This window comes from Fodinicola acaciae (genome assembly GCF_010993745.1).
Lineage (GTDB): Bacteria > Actinomycetota > Actinomycetes > Mycobacteriales > HKI-0501 > Fodinicola > Fodinicola acaciae.
Genome location: NZ_WOTN01000002.1, coordinates 438,120 through 454,360, shown reverse-complemented (window position 1 = coordinate 454,360; position 16,241 = coordinate 438,120). Strand labels below are relative to the sequence as shown.

General features: G+C 67.7%; 14 protein-coding genes. 6 read left to right on the top strand and 8 right to left on the bottom strand.

Going from position 1 to position 16,241, the window contains the following annotated elements; all coding sequences use genetic code 11:
* The first annotated feature begins 137 nt into the window (after positions 1-137).
* A complete protein-coding gene (locus GNX95_RS17420) occupies positions 138-395 on the top strand; it encodes a CBU_0592 family membrane protein (protein ID WP_163508461.1) in 258 nt (85 codons plus the stop codon).
* Here GNX95_RS17420 and GNX95_RS17415 read toward each other — a convergent pair.
* Together GNX95_RS17415 and GNX95_RS17410 are read right to left on the bottom strand one after the other, a co-directional pair.
* Positions 355-3,402, bottom strand: coding sequence for a BTAD domain-containing putative transcriptional regulator (locus GNX95_RS17415; protein ID WP_163508460.1), 3,048 nt, complete (start codon positions 3,400-3,402; stop codon positions 355-357). The two genes, GNX95_RS17420 and GNX95_RS17415, sit on opposite strands and share 41 nt — an antisense overlap.
* Positions 3,403-3,419: 17 nt before the next feature.
* On the bottom strand, positions 3,420-4,388 hold the full coding sequence (locus GNX95_RS17410) for a phosphotransferase (protein WP_163508459.1): 969 nt from the start codon (positions 4,386-4,388) through the stop codon (positions 3,420-3,422).
* A 289-nt stretch (positions 4,389-4,677) separates the two neighbouring features.
* On the opposite strand from GNX95_RS17410, the gene GNX95_RS17405 reads away from it, so the two are divergent.
* Entirely contained in the window at positions 4,678-6,546 is a 1,869-nt protein-coding gene (locus GNX95_RS17405) for a ricin-type beta-trefoil lectin domain protein (RefSeq protein WP_163508458.1), read from the top strand.
* A gap of 47 nt (positions 6,547-6,593) precedes the next feature.
* On the opposite strand, the gene GNX95_RS17400 is transcribed toward GNX95_RS17405, so the two are convergent.
* Both GNX95_RS17400 and GNX95_RS17395 read right to left on the bottom strand, forming a co-directional pair.
* Complete coding sequence (locus tag GNX95_RS17400) at positions 6,594-7,826, bottom strand: ROK family transcriptional regulator (protein ID WP_222853727.1); 1,233 nt, start codon at positions 7,824-7,826, stop codon at positions 6,594-6,596.
* Between the two features lie 90 nt (positions 7,827-7,916).
* Complete coding sequence (locus GNX95_RS17395) at positions 7,917-8,378, bottom strand: MarR family winged helix-turn-helix transcriptional regulator (protein WP_163508457.1); 462 nt, start codon at positions 8,376-8,378, stop codon at positions 7,917-7,919.
* Positions 8,379-8,536: 158 nt separating this feature from the next.
* On the opposite strand from GNX95_RS17395, the gene GNX95_RS17390 reads away from it, so the two are divergent.
* Positions 8,537-9,790, top strand: coding sequence for an FAD-dependent oxidoreductase (locus GNX95_RS17390; protein ID WP_163508456.1), 1,254 nt, complete (start codon positions 8,537-8,539; stop codon positions 9,788-9,790).
* On the top strand, positions 9,787-10,602 hold the full coding sequence (locus tag GNX95_RS17385) for an arylamine N-acetyltransferase family protein (RefSeq protein ID WP_163508455.1): 816 nt from the start codon (positions 9,787-9,789) through the stop codon (positions 10,600-10,602). Before GNX95_RS17390 ends, GNX95_RS17385 begins: the two co-directional genes overlap by 4 nt.
* 8 nt (positions 10,603-10,610) lie before the next feature.
* On the opposite strand, the gene GNX95_RS17380 is transcribed toward GNX95_RS17385, so the two are convergent.
* From GNX95_RS17380 to GNX95_RS17370, 3 genes are all read right to left on the bottom strand, one after another.
* Complete coding sequence (locus tag GNX95_RS17380) at positions 10,611-11,087, bottom strand: cupin domain-containing protein (RefSeq protein ID WP_163508454.1); 477 nt, start codon at positions 11,085-11,087, stop codon at positions 10,611-10,613.
* A gap of 454 nt (positions 11,088-11,541) precedes the next feature.
* Positions 11,542-11,949, bottom strand: a complete 408-nt coding sequence (locus GNX95_RS17375; protein WP_163508453.1) for an OsmC family protein — start codon at positions 11,947-11,949, stop codon at positions 11,542-11,544.
* 10 nt (positions 11,950-11,959) lie between these two features.
* Positions 11,960-13,924 (bottom strand): fibronectin type III domain-containing protein, encoded by a 1,965-nt coding sequence (locus GNX95_RS17370; RefSeq protein WP_163508452.1) that lies wholly within the window; start codon positions 13,922-13,924, stop codon positions 11,960-11,962.
* 109 nt (positions 13,925-14,033) lie between these two features.
* Here GNX95_RS17370 and GNX95_RS17365 point away from each other — a divergent pair, with 109 nt between their 5' ends.
* The gene (locus GNX95_RS17365) at positions 14,034-15,197 is read left to right on the top strand and encodes an ROK family transcriptional regulator (protein ID WP_163508451.1); all 1,164 of its coding nucleotides are present in this window, start codon (positions 14,034-14,036) and stop codon (positions 15,195-15,197) included.
* Positions 15,198-15,207: 10 nt separating this feature from the next.
* Entirely contained in the window at positions 15,208-15,819 is a 612-nt protein-coding gene (locus GNX95_RS17360) for a hypothetical protein (RefSeq protein ID WP_163508450.1), read from the top strand.
* Positions 15,820-15,841: 22 nt separating this feature from the next.
* Here the strand turns inward: GNX95_RS17360 and GNX95_RS17355 are convergent, their stop codons facing one another.
* Positions 15,842-16,213, bottom strand: coding sequence for a VOC family protein (locus GNX95_RS17355; protein ID WP_163508449.1), 372 nt, complete (start codon positions 16,211-16,213; stop codon positions 15,842-15,844).
* Positions 16,214-16,241 lie beyond the last annotated feature (28 nt).

The following is a 16,241-nucleotide window of genomic DNA, read 5'->3' as shown; positions in this document are numbered from 1 at the left end:
CAATCCGGTGAGATCGGCCACCACCGCTGGCCGGCGGCCGTCGCGGGAGCTAAATTCGGGGTGTTGACGCGATCCGGCGCCAACCCGGACGAGCGCGTGACCGTACCCGGCGGAGCAAAGACGGCGCGCACCATGCGATGACACTCGTCGACATCATCGAAATCGTTGGCTCACTGCTGATCCTGGCGGCCTTCGCGGCGACCCAGGCACGCCGGCTCGACCCGCATTCGATGACCTATCTGGTGCTCAACGTCACCGGCTCTGCCATTCTGGCGGTCATCGCCGCGGTCCACCTTTCGTGGGGTTTCCTTTTGCTGGAGGGCACCTGGGCCATCGTGTCGGCGGTGTCGCTGGTCAGGTTGCTGCGGCGCCGTCCGGAAACGCAGCCGGAGTGACGCCGATTTCGGCCATGCGGCTGGCATACGTGCGATAACGCTCCCGAGCCTGGCCGTGCCGGCCGGCAGCGCGCAGCGCGCGTACGAGGACCAGATGAGCGCCTTCGTCGAACTCGTCGCGTTCCAGGGCGCGCAGCGCGTACGTCTCGGCCTCGTCGCAATCACCGGCTTTGAGCGCGGCGTCGGCCAATGTGCGTACGACCGACAGATATTTCGCTCTCGCCTGCTCGCGGACCGGCACGGCCCAGTCCTGGTAACGGTCCTCCGCCAGGAAATCGCCGGTGTAGAGGCCCTCCGCGAGTGCGTACGCGCTGATGTCACCGCGGTGTCGAGCCGCCTCCGCATCGCGTACGACGGCGAGGAAAACCTCGACGTCGATGGTCACGTTGCGCAGTGTCAACGAAAACTTGTCGGCAGCCAGGAAATGTGCCGGTTGATAGCGGTGTTCCGGATCGAAGACGGCGCGTACGGTGGACAACGCGACCGACAGCCGGTTGGCGCATTTCGCCGCCGGCTCGTCCGGCCACAGCAGGTCGATCACGGTTTCCCTGGCCACCGCCATGCCGCGTCGCGCGATCAGGATTTTCACCAGATCACGCGCCTTTTTCGACTGCCAGGTCTCCGGCGGCAACGGCACGCCGTCACGAGAGACCTGAAAGCCGCCGAGCGTGCGGATGTAGACCGGAGAGGCAGGCGGCGCCGGCACAAAAGCGAGCAGGCCACTGCCATCGGCCTGCGCTTTGACGCCATAGCCGCGAAGAACGGCCGTCAGGGCTGCGAGCTGCGGTCGCGTGGCACCCGAGACTCGTGCCAATGCCACTGCGACTCGCGCGACACCGACACGATGGCCGGCATTGGTCCAGCACTCGGCGGCCTGGCGTAGAAGCGCGGACCGCTCGGCCGGATCGGCGGCGGCCGCCGTACGCAGCTCCAAGACCTCGGCGAGGCTGCCGCTGTCGATGCCGGCGCGGCCAGCGTTGGCGATCGCCACCTCTGCCGCGGCACGATCTTTTCGCGCCAACGCAACCCATCCGGCTGCGATGTGCAAACGCACCTGCACGATGCCGTCGGACTCACCGAGCGCGCGAGCGATCAGCTCAGCGGCCAGCCCCGGATCGTCCATCGCGCGTACGCGTGCCAATCCGGCCAGGCACAACACAAATGTCTCGCGATCTCCGGCATCCTCGGCGATCTGCGCCGCCTCCCGATATGCCGCGGCTGCCAGCTCCACGTCGCCGCGCTCGCGATAGACGTCCGCGATGCCGAGCAGCGGCCGAGCCGTCGCGCGGCTGCCGCTGCGCTGATATCCGTGCAACGCGGCCCGAAAGTCGTCGGCCGCGCCGTCGAGCTGGCCGAGGCCGAGCTTGGCGAATCCGCGGTGATAAAGCGACGCGGTCAGCGCGCCATTGACCTCGCCGGCACGTGCGGTGAACCGGACCAGGTCGTCCAACCGTGCCAAGCCGGCCGCGTACTGTCCGCGTACGACCAGGCTGCGCGCGTGATTTGCCTGCACCATAACGACATGTGCGAGGTCACCCCAGCGCCGCGCCGCCTCCACCGCCGCTTCGTGGTGCTGGTCGCAGTCGGGTTCGTTGAGCATTCCGACCGCACTGTGCGCCGATGCCAGCGCTCCGGCGTCGCCGGACTCGCGCGCCAGCGACAAGGCCCGGTGGGCGGCTTCCTTTGCCTGCGCCAGTTCCTCGCGTACGACATGGGCGAACGCCATCCAGGCGAAGACCGCCGACTGGTCCTTCGGATCGGCGCCGGTCAGGTCGACGCGCCGGCAGACCTCCAGCGCTTTGTTGTGTTCACCGAGAAACCGGTGGATCGCGGCGATCCGCCAGGCCATCCGCGGTTCGAGCCGACCGGCCCGCTCGGTCGCGCGATACATGTGTCGCAACGCACCCGGCCAGTCGCCTTGAGCAAACCGCGTGCGGCCTTCGATGCGCTCGATTTCCGGCGTACGCAAGGCATCCGGCAGGCCGCCGAGTGCCGTCACGATCGCGTCGGCGACCGGCCCGTCGACCACCGGTTTCGGCGGATGTGCGGTCAGAAAACCGACCAGCTCCGCCGGGTCGTCCAGCGCGACAACGCTTTCGATCGCCGACTTGTAGTCGTCCTGGCCGAGGAAATGCGCGGCGGCGGCCAGGTGACGCGCCTTGGACGGCTGTGTGTCCAAGGCCGCGGCGATCAACCGGTGGACCGCTAAACCTCGAGGTCCCCGCCGGAGGACGCCGAGCTCGGCGAGCGTACGCAGCCGGTCGCGCAGCTCCGGAAACCCGAGCGCCACCACCAATCCCGGCGTGAGGTGCGGCAGTGACGCCACCGCCGACAACGGCTCGCGGTCGGTCTCGTCGAACAGATCGACGACCTCAGCTCGCGGATCCGCGTCGGCGTGCGCGCGAATCCGCTCGGCGGCGGCGACCACCATCGCCGGCCAGCCGCCGGTCAGCCGCTGCACCTCTCCGGCCGCCGCGATCCCGGCGGTGCCGACGACGCGGCCGAGCACCTTGGCGGTGTCCGCCTCGGTGAAGGCGAGGTCGATCGCGGTGACCCGATGCGCGCCAGGCAGCGAGAACTCGCCGCGGGAGGTGACCACGAGCCGCCAGTCGGACGGCAGGCTTTCACTGGCCTGCCGGAGAAAGTCGACGGCCGCGGCGGACAACAGATGCGCGTCCTCGACGACCAGCAACGCCGGACCGCTGGTCACACACAGCGCGGCGACCAGCTCCGGCACCGGCAGCGCCGGCCAGTCGGCCGGCGGAATGCGGCCGGCCGCGGCGAACAGGCCACCGACGAGATTTGCGACGTTCGCGTGCCGCGTCGAACGATATTCGTACGTGCCGAACCAGAACGGCCCGGTGACCAGCGCGGCGACGAATCCGGATTTCCCGAAACCGGCGACGGCCGACACCACGGCGACCCGCCGATCGGGATCGTCGAGAAACCGTGCCACCAACTCCGACCGGTCGCACAGTGAGGACGACCGGGATAACTCCGCCGTCACTCGTTCACCATAGCTAACTAATTGGCCGGAGAACCCAGAATTGTTGCGAGATCTTCGAACGAGCGGACCAGTCCACCCCAACCCGTTTCGGCGTCCGCCGTACGCGCGTGTTGAGCGCGAAACCAACCGACGAACGCACAGATGTCGACCAGCGGCCAACGCAGGTCGAAAAGCCGCAACGCGGCCGGATCCGGCTGATGGCCGCTGATCTCGGCATAGCGGCCGAGATCGCCGGAAACCACGGAAAGATCGCGCTCCGGTACGGCCAGGCCGACGGTGTCCCAGTCGACCAGACGGCACTTTCCGGCCGGCCACACCAAGTTTCCCGGATGCGGCTCGCCGTGCGTCACGACCGTCGGCCGGCCGCGTACGGCCACACCCAACCGGTCGAATTCGTCGAATGCCGCGGTCAGCAGCGCCCGATTGCCGTCGACGATCTCCTGCGCCTGCCGCGAAAACGGCCCACCGGTCCACCGCGGATCGGCCAATGCCTCGGCCAGTTGGTGCCGGCCGGCGATCTCCGGCGAAAACACCGGCGTCTCGGGCGGCGACCGGCGGCTGTGCAGGTCGGCGAGCAGCGTGAGCACGGCGTCATGCTCGGCGACGGTCTGCGACTGGTCGAAGCCGCCCGAGCCGGCGTCCAGCAACGGAAAGACCGAGAGCGCGTGCCGCGCGCCGACGCGTACGACCGTGTCGCCGCCGGCCGAGCGCACAGGCGCCACCACGTAGTCGAGGCCGTCGTCGGCGAGCCGCGCCGCCGTGTCCATCGCCCGCCGCAGGCCGGCCAGCGGATTGGGGCCGAGGTAGTCCTTCTGCGTCAGGTCGGCGGCCGTGACGAACCAGCGACCGCCTTCTTTGTCGGTCACCCGCCAGTGATAGTCGCCGAAGCCGACCGGCGCGTACGCCACCACCTCCGGCGCGATGCCGAAGTCAGGCAACACACTCCACAGCTGGTCGTCGGCAAGGCCGGACGGTCGTTCGCGCATGTCCGGCAGCGTACGAGGAAAAGCCGGCAGAGCCGTACCGATTTTCCAAAGCACCACAAAGCGGACGACTCGCCGAGTATTGTCGATGCCGACTTTTTTTGGGTTGCGATATAAGCAGCAAACTAATGACTGACCTGCGGATACGTCGGCCGATGCTGGAGTCGAGAGGATCTGTCGGGATGTTGCGGGATATTGACAGCCGTATCGACCGGGTGTTTCCTGCGTCTTACCTCACACCGGCCGGCCACCGAGTCCCGCTTTTCCTCACAGCTGCGAGGAAGGACGTGTCATGCCCGCGACTAGCAGTCTCCGGCGAGCGGCGGCGATGGCGGCCTGCGCACTGGCCGCCGCGTTTTTCGCCGTACCCACCGCGGCCAGTGCCGCCAACGAAACCGTCAACATCTGGCTGACCACCACCGACGACGCCGGCGGCCGGCACGTGACCCGAGGCCTGCAACAGCAGGCGCCGATCTCGTTCGCGGCCAGCAGTCCCGGCGCCAACCAGACCATCACGGTCAACGAGAACAACCGCTATCAGACCTTCGTCGGCGGTGGCGCGTCGTTCACCGACACGGCCGCCTGGCTGATGAACTCCAGCGGCGCGCTGTCGCAGAGCACGCGCGACGCCACGATGCGCGCGCTTTTCGACCCTGTCAACGGAATCGGCCTCGGTTTCCTGCGCAATCCGATGGGGGCCTCGGACCTCGCGCGGTTCAACTACTCCTACGACGACATGCCGGCCGGCCAGACCGATCCCAACCTGGCCAACTTCTCGATCTCGCACGACCTGGCCGACGTCATCCCACTTTCCAAACAGGCCAGGTCGCTCAACCCGAACCTCAAGGTGATGGGGTCGCCGTGGAGCGCCCCGGGTTGGATGAAGGACAACGGAAAGTTCACCAACCGCGGTTGGCTGCAGTCGCAGTACTATGCCGCGTACGCGCAGTATTTCGTGAAATACGTCCAGGCCTCGCAGGCCGCCGGCCTGCACGTCGACTTCGTGTCGGCGCAGAACGAGCCGACCTGCTGCGGCACCGACGACACCAACTACGGCTCGATGAACTGGAACGGCTCGGGCCTGTTGTATTTCAGCAAAACCAACCTGCTGCCGGCTTTCCACGCGGCCGGGCTGGACACCAAACTGCTGGTGCTGGACTACAACTGGGGCAATTACGACGACCTCGGCTCGGTGCCGCTCGGCGACGCCGGACTGCGCGGCGACTCGCTTTTCGGCGGCATCGCCTGGCACGGCTATGGCGGCGACGTCGGCCTGCAGACGACGATCCACAACCAGTATCCGGGCGTCGACGCGTACGACACCGAACATTCCGGCGGCACCTGGATCGGCGACCAGCAGAACGAGGACATGAACAACATCATCAGTTACACGCGTAACTGGGGAAAGACGGTGACCAAGTGGAGCCTCGCGGTGGACCAGAACATGGGTCCGCACAGCGGCGGCTGCGGCACCTGCACCGGCCTGATCACCGTCCACAATGGAGACAGCCGCAGCGGTCAGGTCGACTACACCATCGAGTACTACACGATGGGTCACCTGACGAAGTTCGTACGGTATGGCGCCAATCGCATCGACTCGACGGCCAATTCGGTGATCCCGAACGTGGCCTGGCGCAATCCGGACGGCTCCAAGGCTCTGATCGCATACAACGGCGGCACCAGCGCGCAGTCGCTGAAAGTCAACTGGGGTAACGAAAGTTTCACTTACACGATCCCGGCGCGTACGTCGGCGACGTTCACCTGGAGCGGCGCACAGGGCAACTCGACCAGCGGCGCGATCACCGGCTACGCCGGCAAATGCGTGGACGTCGCCGGCGCGTCCAGCGCCAACGGCACCGCCGTACAGCTCTACGCCTGCAACGGCACCGCCGCTCAGCAGTGGTCTGCCGGCAACGGCACGTTGCAGGCGCTCGGCAAATGCCTGGACGCGGTCGGAAACGGCACGGCCAACGGCACGCGCGTACAACTGTGGGACTGCACCGGGGGCGCCAACCAGCAGTGGATCCACAACGCCGCCAACGACATCGTCAACCCGCAGTCCGGCAGATGCCTGGACGCGACCGGACCCAGCTCGGCCGACGGCACGCCGCTGCAGCTGTGGGACTGCACCGGCGCGGCCAACCAGAAATGGACGCTCTGACCCCGCCCTGACCCCGCGGCTCCACCATCGCCAAAAAATGCCGCAGATCAGCGAGCCGAGCGGCCGCCGGCGCGGAGGAGGTCGGCGACCGGCAGCGTGGCGGCGCCGACCGCCACCGCGTCCTGGCCGAGCTCACACAGCTCGATGGTGGTCTGGCCGTACGGATGCGCCAGCGCGTGTTCCTCGGCCGACCGGCGGATCTCCGGCAGCAGCTGCTCGCCGAGCGCGAGGCCGGCCCAGCCGCCGAGCACGATCCGCTCCGGGTTGAACAGGTTGACCAGGTTGGCGATGCCGGCGCCGAGATATTCCGCCGTCTCCAACAGGATCCGGTCGGCGACCGCTGACTTCGAGCGCGCCGCGAGCAGTGCGGCGAGCCGCGTCTGCTCGTCCTCGGCCACGTTCCGGCGGCCGCGGCGGGCCTGCTGATAGCGCTCCAGGATCGCCTCGGCGCCGGCGTACGCCTCCAGGCAGCCGCGCGAGCCGCACCGGCAGGACCGGCCGCCGTGCACCACCGTCGTGTGGCCCCACTCGCCGGCGCTGCTGGTGGCGCCGCGATAGATCTGTCCGTCGGAGATCACCGCGGCGCCGATGCCGGAGCCGACCAGCGTGATCACCGCATAGCGCGCGCCCCGGCCGGCACCGAACCACATCTCGGCCTGGCCGAGAGTTTTGGCGCCATTCTCGAAAAACAGCGGTACGGTGACGCCGTCGCTGGCCAGCAGCTTGCCGAGTGCGACCGCGTCCCAGCCGAGGGTCGGCGCGTGTACGCGCACCGGCGAGCTCTGCTCCACCGTGCCCGGCACGCCGATCCCCATCCCCATCACGCCGGACTGGTCGAGGCCGGCGGCGGCGGTCACCTCGCGCAACCCGGCGGCGATCCGCTCGGCGACCACCTCTGGCTGCGGCCTCGGCTCCGGCAGCGGATGGTCAACCGTGCTCAGCCGGCTCATCGACAGGTCGAACAGCTCCACCTTGATGCCGGTCTCGCCGACGTCGACGCCGACGACGTGTCCGTACTCGGGATTGACGCGCAACAACACGCGCGGCCGGCCGCCGTCGGAGTCGACCATGCCGGCCTCGACCACGAGGCCCTCGTCGATCAGGCCGCCGATCACGTTGCTCACCGTCGCGGCGCTCAGCCCGGTCGGTCCGCTCAGCTCGTGCCGGCTCAGCGGACCGTCCTGGAACAGCTTGGTCAGCAACGCCGACCGGTTGTGCCGGCGCAGATCGCGGACCGTACTGCGCTTGAGGTCCATCTGCTCCTCATCCCCGACACTCACGCCGTAATTGTGATCCATATTATAAGCTCTGAAATAAGGACACTTTGTTCAGTGGTCCCCGGCTGAGAGCTTACAACGGATGCGGCCGCTTCAGTCCGCGTCGTTCTCCGCGGCGAAATCGCGTACGGCGGCGGTGACATCGCTCAGAAACGCGGCGATCACGGCGGCGCGGTCGGGGTCGAGGCCGGCGGTGATACGGCCGATCGAGGCGAGCAGTGGACCGAGTGCGGCGCGGAAGTCGGCACGCGCGCTCTCGGTCAGCTCGAGCGTGATCCGCCGGCGGTCGTCGGGATGGCGCCGGCGAGCCAGATGACCGGCCACCTCCAACCGGTCGACCAGCGCGGTCGCCGACGCCGAGGTGATGCCGAGCCGCTTGCCGAGCTCGACCGGCCCCAGCGTGCCCGGCTGCGCGACCAGCTCCTCCATGGCGCGTACGTCGGTCAGCCCCACGCCGAGCCGCCGCGCCAGCGCGGCCTCCATCTCGCGGTCGGTGAGCACCAACTCGCGCACGGCAAGGCCGATCTCCCGCGCGAGCTTCGCGTGCGCGGGCATTCCCGGCCGGCCGTCGCCAGGGACCAAAGGCCCCGAAACGGCCCCGCCTGGTGGTCCCCCCACCTGTCCCCCATTCGGTCAGACCAGATTGTAGACAGTTGAACTACTAGACAGGCTAGCGGTAATCGCTAGGCTATCTAGCGAGTCGGGGAGGCCGAATGAGCCAGCAACCTGAGCGGTGCGTTGTCGTCGGCGGTGGTCCAGGCGGGTTGCTGCTCGCATATCTGCTGGCCAGAGCCGACGTGCCGGTCACGTTGCTGGAGGCGCACCGCGACTTCGACCGCAGGTTTCGTGGTGACTCCCTGCATCCGTACACCCTGGAACTGCTGGACAAGCTCGGCCTCGCCGACGAGCTGCTCGAGCTGCCGCACCACGCGGCGCGTACCTTCCGGATGCACACGCCGGACGGCGTCATCACCACCGCCGACTACACCGAGCTGGCCACGCCGTACAACTACGTCGCGCTGATGCCACAGCAGACTTTCCTCGATTTTCTGGCGAAAAAGGCCACCGAGCTGCCGAGCATGCGGCTCCGGCTGGGGGCCAGGGCGACCGCACTGGTGGAGGAGAACGGCGCCGTCACGGGCGTACGTTATCAGGACGCCAACGGCGAACACGCCTTGCGAGCGGCCGTCGTCATCGGCGCCGACGGCCGTTTCTCCCGGGTACGACGCCTGGCTGGGTTGCCCGAGGAGCCGCTCGGCGCGAGCAGCGACCTGCTCTGGTTTCGGCTGCCGCGCCGGCCGAGCGACCCGCCGGAGGCCGACGTCGACCTGTACTTCGGCCGGCACAACTACGTCGGGCTGCTCGGCGGACCGCACGACTGGCAGGTCGGTTACACACTGCCGAAAGGTGGCTATGCGGCGGCGCGACAGGCCGGTGTCGGGCCGATCCGCGACTTCGTCAGCGCGTACGTGCCGTGGCTGGCCGATCGCATGCACCTGCTGACCAACTTCGGCCAGACGACGTTGCTGTCGGTCGACATTTCCCGGGTGCAGCGGTGGCACCGGCCTGGCCTGATGCTCATCGGCGACGCGGCGCACGTGATCTCGCCGGTCGGCGGCAACGGCATCCTGATGGCCGTGCAGGACGCGGTGTCGGCCGCCAACCGGCTGATTCCGGCTCTGCGCCACGGCCGAGTCGAGGAAAGCGTGCTGGCCGCTGTTCAGGCCGACCGCGAGCCGGCGATCCGCGCCGTGCAAGGACATCAGGTGCGAGTGGAAACCCGCGTCGCCAACGCGCGGCGGCACGGCCGGCCGATCACGCCGCCGTGGACCGTACGCATGCTGACCGGTATGTCCGCCGTACGCTCCAGGGCCGCGCGCGCCAACGCGTACGGACCGCAGCCGCCGATCCTGGACCTGCGGCTGTTGACCTCAGGTCCACTTGAGGTGGCACGCTCGTCTTCGTGACCGAGTGGGACATCGACGCCGTCGACCTCGACGCGTACCTGGCGCGCATCGACCATCCACGCGTTTCGCCGTCGGCCGACGCGCTGCGTTCCCTGCAGAGAGCGCACGGCCTGACCATCCCGTTCGAAAACATCGATGTGCTGCTTGGACAACATGGCGGCCTGGCGCCGGACGTCATCGCCTCGAAGCTCATCGACCGTGAACGTGGCGGATATTGTTACGAGCACGCGCTCCTTTTCGCCGCTGTGCTTGAACAACTCGGCTTTCCGGTGCAGCGCCGGATCGCACGGGTGATGCCGGACCGGCCTGGGCCGCGTACGCACATGATGCTGGCCGTACGCGCCGACGACGAAGACTGGCTGGTCGATGTCGGTTTTGGCGCCGGCATCCTGCACCCGTTTCCCTTTGTCGATGGTGCCGTTGTGGACCAGGCCGGCTGGAAACACCGCGTCGTCCTGCAGGATGGCTTGTGGCACATGCAAAAGCAGGCAGCCGACGGCAGCTGGCAGTCGCGGCACGCGTCCGACGAAACGTCACAGCGGCCGATCGATTACGTTGTGGCGCACCATTACACGTCGACGCATCCGAAGTCGCCGTTCACCGGCCGGCTGGTCGTCATGCGATCGGCTGAGGAGTCGTTGCGCGAGTTGCTCGGCGATCAGCTCACCATGACGCATCCGGACGGCACGGTCGACCGCACGACCGTGCCGCCGGACCAACTCGACGAAACGCTGCGCGGCCTCGACATCGTGCTGACGCCGGCAGAGCTGGACGCCCTGGCCGTCACGTATCGAGGCGCGGACACTCGCTAGGGCCTGCCCTAGAGCCAGAACGTGTCGTGTTCCAGCATGAAGGCGGCGCGTTCCTGCTCGGTCATCGCGGCGAGCCCGGACAGGCCTTCGAAGTACGCTTCGCGCGGTGCGCCTGGCGCGAACAACAACAGCATCGACGCTGGCTCACCGGACTCGTTGCGAAACGCGTGCACGCCACCTTCCGGCACGAACAGGAAGTCGCCCGGCTTGGCGTCGACCCAGCGGTCGCCGTCGTACAACCGTACGGTGCCGGACAGAATGAAGAACGACTCCGAGATCGACCGGTGGAAATGCGGATCCGGACCGCTCGGCTGCTCGTTGAAATCCCAGCGGTAGAGGCCAAACTGTCCGTTGGTGGACGCGCCGGTCGCCAGATAGCTCGCCGCGCCGGACCGCAGCGGCAGCTCCGGCTCCGCGGTCGCCAGCCGGAAGTTGGCGGTGTGCTCGCCGTTTTCGCCGTGGTAACGCGGCTCTGGATAAGACATGCATCTCTCCTGTCCGTCCTCGCCACGCTACCGCAATGCATATCAACACAAGGTCCGGCGAGCAGACTACGTACGCCCTTGTTGACGTGTCAGGTTGATGCTGGGCCCTTGGGGGCGGTGGCGCCAGAAATGTGGCGCTCGAAAAGCGCCGCCTTCCTGGCACCAGTCGACGTTTTCGGCCGCGTTTGTGGCGGCACTCGGCGAACGCCGGGGTTTTGCCGCCGCTGGCCACACCCACCGGAGCGCAACGAGCGCCAAATGGCGCAGGCGAAGTTGATCTTGCTTGCCTGTCTACCGAAAACAGGCATTTCGCCGCGATGTCCGGTTTAGGTAGACAAGAAATACAAGATCGACAACCAGGACACGGTACGAAATCCTAGTGTCCCGAGTCTGAAATTCGTTGCTCAGCTCGGGGATCCAGGCGGGATAAGTGATGAATTTCTGACTCGGGACACTAGACGGTGAGGTCGACGGGGAGGCCTGGCTCGACGGAGCGGCTGACCGTGCACGTGCGCTCCACCGCTCGCCGCACCACGGTCACCAGCGGCTCGGCATCCGTGGCGCTCAGCGAAGAAGCGTCGAGTACGAAGCGCGTCGCGGCGCGGGTCAGGCGGTCGGCCTCGTCGTCTTTCTCGGCCTCGACGACGACCCCGATCGGCGCGGCGGAGCCGAGGCGACGCGAGACGACGTCGTCGGCGGACAGGCCGGCGCAGGCGCCGAGAGCGGCCATCAACAGCTCGACCGGCGAGAAGTCGGCGCCGTCCTGCGAGCGGCCGATGGTGATCTCGGCGCCGCGCGCGTTGGTGGCGACGAACTTCGCCGGTGCGCTGCGGCGTACGTGCACAGGAGAGGGATTGCTCACTCCCCGAACATTACACAGCGATCCGGTCGATGTCGGCGATGTTGTCGCCGGGATTGCCAAAGGAGATCGTGTTGACCCCAGCCGTCAGCCGCACTGGCATGACCAGGGTCTGCGGGTTGTTCCAGTCGTTGTCACCGGTGCCGGCGGTCGGCAGGTCGACCGGCTCGCCGTCGACGGTGACGATCGCGTGCCGGCTGGAGTCACCATCCACATAGGACACCCGCATCAGGTAGGTGCCGTCCTTCGGCGCGGTGACAGTGTCGTACGTGACCGTGCCGTTGCCGCTGCCACCGAGATAGCCGACCTTCTTGCCACCAGAACAACCACCGCAGTCGTAGACGTTGGCGCTGCCAGCGATCGGGAAAGCCTCAGCCTCATAGCTTGTCGGTCCGCCGGCGGCTGGAGTGGTGATCGAGATCGCCTTGCTTCGCAGCGAATTCCGCGCCCGTACGCTGAAATCGTACGTCGTCGCCGGCCGCAGTCCGGAAACCGTCGCGGCGCTTCCCTGCACGGACGCGACCTTCATGTTGCCAGCGAACACGTCGTGCCAACCGGCACCGTCCCAGCTGAGCGACACACTGGTGGCCGTCGAGCCGGTGCCACGCAGGCCGGTCGGCTTGCTCAGACCGGAATGCGGTGTGATCCGGAGCAGCCGCGAGCCGTGCACTGGCAGGTCGGCACCGAAACTTCCGTTGGCCGTGCCGATGTCGGCGCGCCTCCACACATCGCGTACGGAGGCGGCGCCGACAATGCCGAGGTCGTCCCAGTCGGCGGTCACCCGCGCCGGGTTGTTGCCAAGGTTGAAAAGCGCGACCGTGAGGCTGCCGTCAGAATTGCGAACGAACCAGGTCTGCCGTGGCGAATACTGGTCGACCGGTTTCGCCGGCCGGCCAGCCTGATCGATCGCGATCACTTCCGGGTTGGTCAGCAACGACATCCCAAAGTCGTCCAGCCTGGTCAGGTCGTCGCCGACATAGAGCGGCGAGGACTCGATGGCCCACAGCGTCGCGTACGACTGGCGCTCGGCCTCGGTGATGCCGTCCAGCTGACCGGAGCCGACATTGAGCGAGTCGAGGTTGTTCCAGTGTCCCGGGCCGGCGTCGTCGATCCACTGCACCACGTCGTCGAACCGGTTGTCGACGGAGTTGTTCCAGGTGACCAAGGTGTCGCAATAGCACTCGACATCGGTGTCGATCCGCCAGCCGTTGCTGTAGTGCTTCCACACGTCGGCCCGCGAATGCGCCAGCGACCAGGAAACCGTGAACTCGATCGGCCGGCCGGTCTGCTTCAACGCCGCGGCCCAGGCGGCCACGTCGGCGGTGTTGTCGTAATTCGCACCGCCTTTGAACGAGCCGGGGCCGACACCGTCCAGTTTCAGGAAATCGGCACCCCAGCTGGCCAACTGGTCGGCCAGCGAGTTGACGTAGAGCTGTGCGCACGGGTTGCCGAAATCGATTTTGTACGCGCTGTCCCAGCCGTTTGTCTTACGCAGGTCCGGATAGACGATGTCGCTGGTGTGGCACTGCGGCGCGCCATAGATCTGGTTCCTGCCATCGTTGTATTCACCAGGATCCAGGCCGACAGCGAGATAGAGGCCGTATTTCAGCCCCTTTCCGTGCACGTGGTCGCCGACGTACTTCATGCCGTGCGGAAATGTCGACGCCTTGGCGACCGGCCGGCCGTACGCGTCATAGCCGCCGACCCACCCGGCATCGACGTTGACGTACTCGTAGCCGAATTTCCTGAGTTTGGCGGCCAAAACGTCGGCTTGCTGCAGAACGTGCGCCTCGGTGAGCCAGCTGGCCGAGCCGGTCGGATTCACTCCTGGATAGTTGGTGGACTCCAGGCTCCAGCTGCTCCATCCCAGATATGGCTTGCGTGCCAGGCCGTTGATGCCGGCCCGCGCAGGCGTCACCGCCACCAACGACGCGGCGAGGACGACGAAAACCGTAAGGATCCGGTGCCACGACCGCATGAGCTCTCCATCTCGCAGCGGACCTCGACAGCGGTACGGTAGGCGGGGTTTGCTTCCAGTGTCAACATATGGCCCCGGATTGCTTCTGCCGGAAAGTTAGGATGTCGCGGTGGAGCTTCCCAACCAGGCACCGGCCGCCGCGCTGGTCTTCCAGACGATGCTCGCGCACGGTCCGCTGTCCCGCGCCGAGATCGGCCGGCGGACCGGTCTGTCCTCCGGCGCGGTCACCAAGGCGACCGCGCCATTGCTGGACGACGACTGGATCGTGGAGCTCGGCCGGCCAGCCGGTGAGCCGGTCGCCGGCCGGCCGGCGACGCTGGTTGCCGTACGCGCCGAGCGCGCGCAGTTTCTCGGCGTCAAGATCACCGAGGACGAGCTGTTCGGCGTGCTCACCGACCTGACCGCCACGCCGCTGACCACCCGCCGCTCACGCCTTCCGGCGCGTGACGTGGCGAGTGTGGTCGCGGCGATCGCGCGGCTCGTACGCGCGTTGCTGCCGGCGGAAGCCACCCGGCTGCACAGCCTCGGCGTCACGCTGTCCGGCGATGTCGACGGACCCACCGGCGCTGTCCACCACTCGCCGTTCCTGGACTGGCACGGCGTCGACCTGGCCAGACTGGTGGAGGACGCGACCGGCATCGCGACCGTGATCGAAAACGACGTACGCGCGCTGACCGCCGCCGAGCAGTGGTTTGGCGCCGGCGCTGGCTTGGCGTCGTTTGCGCTGGTCACAATAGGTGCCGGCATCGGCTGCGGGATCTCCATCGGCGGCCGGGTGGTGTCCGGCGCGCACGGCGTCTCCGGCGAGATCGGCCATCTGCCGGTCGGCGCGCCCGACCGGGTCTGCACCTGCGGCAACACCGGTTGCGTGGAGGCGGTCGCGTCGACGCGCGCGATCGTCGAGCAGGCGCGGCAGGCGACCGGCGATCCGGCGCTGTCGATGGACGACGCCGTCAGGCTGGCACACGAAGGCGACCAAGCCGTACGCACCGTCTTCACCCGCGCCGGCGAGGCGTTGGGCCTGGCCATCGCGTCGGTCGCCAACCTGATCGGACCGGAGCGGATCATCATCTCCGGCGAAGGCGTCGCCTCGTACGACCTGTTCGCCGACCAGACCCGGCAGACCTTCGTGCGGCACGCTTTCGGCGCGGCGGCCGAATGCGAGCTGACCGTACGGCCGCTGCCGTTCGAGGAATGGGCTCGCGGCGGCGCCGCGGTCGCGGCCCAAACCCTGGTCGCGCCAACGAAAACCCGGCGCGTCACAGCACTCTAAAATGCCGGTCATGGCGGGGATCGAGTTCAGCCACGACGAGTTGGACGCGAAATGGGCCGACGCGCTGACACCGGCGGAGGTGGCCGACCGGCTGGCCGGCGTGGCGACCCCCTGGTACGTCGCGGCCGGCTGGTCGATCGAGCTGTTCACCGGCCGGCTGCGCCGGCACGACGACCTGGAGATCGCCGTGCCGGCCGCCGGTTTCGCCGAGCTGCGGGAAAGATTCGCCGGCTGTGCGCTGGACGCGCCGATCGACGGCCGGGTCTTTCCGGACGCGACCGAGGACGAGCTGGCGCGTACGCACCAGACCTGGGTCCGCGATCCGGAGACCGGCCACTATCTGGTCGACATCTTCCGCGAACCGCACGACGCCGACACCTGGATCTGCCGGCGCGACGAGCGGATCCGCCGGCCGTACGCCGACATCATCCGGCACACGCCCGACGGCGTGCCGTATCTGGCCGCCGAGGTGGCCCTGCTGTTCAAGGCCAAGGCCACCAGGCCCAAGGACGACGACGACTTCGCCGCCGCTTTGCCTTTGCTGACCGCGAAACAGCGCGAGACACTGGCCGGCTGGCTCGACCTCGTCCATCCCGGCCACCCGTGGCGCGCCCAGCTTTAGAGGCCGCGAAAATGGGGACCTCTTAGCGTTCGCCGGCGACCCCGATCAGGTTGCCTTCCGGGTCGGTGAACTGGCCGACGACCAGCGTCCCCGGCGTGCCTTTCGGCCCCAGCTGACGTTTGCCGCCAAGACTTTCGGCCTTCGCCAACGCTTCTTCGACGTTGTCGACGCCGACATAGAACAGGACGCGCGGCCGATGGCCGTCGCCACCGGCGACGCCACCGTTGATGCCGGCGACGCTCGCCGGCACGAAGCCGTACTCGCCTGGCGCGGACACCTCCTCGGCGCTCGCGTCCCCCACCTCGTACGTCCAACCGAACAGGCCGGCGTAGTAATCGCGCAGGCCAGCGGGGTTGGCGCCGGTGATCTCGAAATGTACGACCGGATTCGGCATGACCGTCCTTCCACGGGGCGTGCTCTGA

Excerpts from the sequence above, each read along its gene's own strand:
- GNX95_RS17420 (WP_163508461.1), top strand. The coding sequence starts at position 138 with ATGACACTCGTCGACATCATCGAAATCGTTGGCTCACTGCTGATCCTG.
- GNX95_RS17410 (WP_163508459.1), bottom strand. The coding sequence starts at position 4,388 with ATGCGCGAACGACCGTCCGGCCTTGCCGACGACCAGCTGTGGAGTGTG.
- GNX95_RS17405 (WP_163508458.1), top strand. The coding sequence starts at position 4,678 with ATGCCCGCGACTAGCAGTCTCCGGCGAGCGGCGGCGATGGCGGCCTGC.
- GNX95_RS17395 (WP_163508457.1), bottom strand. The coding sequence starts at position 8,378 with ATGCCCGCGCACGCGAAGCTCGCGCGGGAGATCGGCCTTGCCGTGCGC.
- GNX95_RS17390 (WP_163508456.1), top strand. The coding sequence starts at position 8,537 with ATGAGCCAGCAACCTGAGCGGTGCGTTGTCGTCGGCGGTGGTCCAGGC.
- GNX95_RS17380 (WP_163508454.1), bottom strand. The coding sequence starts at position 11,087 with ATGTCTTATCCAGAGCCGCGTTACCACGGCGAAAACGGCGAGCACACC.
- GNX95_RS17370 (WP_163508452.1), bottom strand. The coding sequence starts at position 13,924 with ATGCGGTCGTGGCACCGGATCCTTACGGTTTTCGTCGTCCTCGCCGCG.
- GNX95_RS17360 (WP_163508450.1), top strand. The coding sequence starts at position 15,208 with ATGGCGGGGATCGAGTTCAGCCACGACGAGTTGGACGCGAAATGGGCC.
- GNX95_RS17355 (WP_163508449.1), bottom strand. The coding sequence starts at position 16,213 with ATGCCGAATCCGGTCGTACATTTCGAGATCACCGGCGCCAACCCCGCT.